The 1,234-nt window shown below is 43.8% G+C and carries 2 protein-coding genes; both read right to left on the bottom strand.

From position 1 onward, the window contains the following. Positions 1-662: NAD(P)-binding domain-containing protein (locus ACT3S4_RS14310; RefSeq protein ID WP_444761302.1), on the bottom strand; the 662-nt coding region annotated here is incomplete at its 3' end. Further along, the coding region (locus ACT3S4_RS14305) for a VOC family protein (protein ID WP_444761301.1) at positions 652-1,234 on the bottom strand (583 nt) is incomplete at its 5' end. The genes ACT3S4_RS14310 and ACT3S4_RS14305, both read right to left, overlap by 11 nt.

The following is a 1,234-nucleotide window of genomic DNA, read 5'->3' as shown; positions in this document are numbered from 1 at the left end:
ATAATCCGAGCCGTAGCTCTCTCAAATAATACGCGACCATCGATATCATCTGCTAAAAATAATGGCGGCTCACGCGTGACCCAGCTTACATCGGCAACCTCAGCTAGCTCAGCATAAATTTGCGCGCCAGAATTGCCGCCACCGACTACCAGTATCCGCTTGCCTTTATACGTCTCAATACCCGCATAGTTTGCAGAATGACACTGCTCACCGCGGTACATCTCTTGACCCTCAAGCGTTGGTATAACGCTATGACTCCATGTACCTGTCGTATTAACCACTGCTTTAGCCAACCAAGTAAATTTTCCATCCGTCACTCGCAAACAGTTGTGTTCACTATCTCGTTGTACATTGGTCACCTGATATGGTCGATACACAGGCAGCTGGTAGTGCTGCTCATAATCAGCAAGATAACTGAGCACCTCATCTCGATGCGGGTATTCATTATCTTTGGCCTTTGGCATGAGCCTACCAGGTAATGAGCTCATTACTGCTGGAGAAAACAACCTTAGTGATGGCCAAGTATGACGCCACGCTCCACCACTTTGGATTTGATTATCGAGGATAATAAAATCAAGCTTAGCACGTCTCAGGTAATACCCTACCGCCAAACCTGCTTGACCGCCGCCAATTACTATCACGTCAAATATCTTAGTTGACATCACTATCCTCAGTATCAGCCTCAGTTCCTGCTACTAAAAAAGTAGGCTGCTCATTTTGGGGTTTTGTTAAAATCTCTGTATCTGTTAGACGTGCATAAATCTCGATTAGATTACCATCAGGGTCTTTTAGCCATAATTCATGTAACGGTGTGCCTTTCCAAGTGGTTCTCGGTGGTTTAAAAACAGTTAAGCCAGCATCTTTTGCGCTAAAAAAAGCATCAATAACTTCTTGCTGGTTATTCACATTTACCCCTAAATGATAAAGCGTGTCATGATTAAGCTCTTTACCATCAGAGACGACCAGAACCATATTCAAGTTTAGGTCTGGGCGAATAAAGGTCGCATATCGATGGGTCCACTCTTTTGGCCACGTGTTTAATAACCAGCTATAAAACGCCGTACTCTTCGCTAAATCATTGACTCGAATACTAGTATGAGACTCTAAAGAATCGATACCAGATGGCATTTTTATTAGCTCCGCCAATACTAAAATTCGTTGTCGCAACTGATCTCTCACCATTCTAAAACGCTCAAGTGCTTCGTCTGACGAACTTGAACCAATTGCAGGATCG

The organism is Psychrobacter sp. AOP30-A2-5 (genome assembly GCF_052378115.1).
Classification (GTDB): Bacteria; Pseudomonadota; Gammaproteobacteria; order Pseudomonadales; family Moraxellaceae; genus Psychrobacter.
Note: the sequence above shows the minus strand (reverse complement) of the source record. Positions and strands in the feature narration are given on the sequence as shown.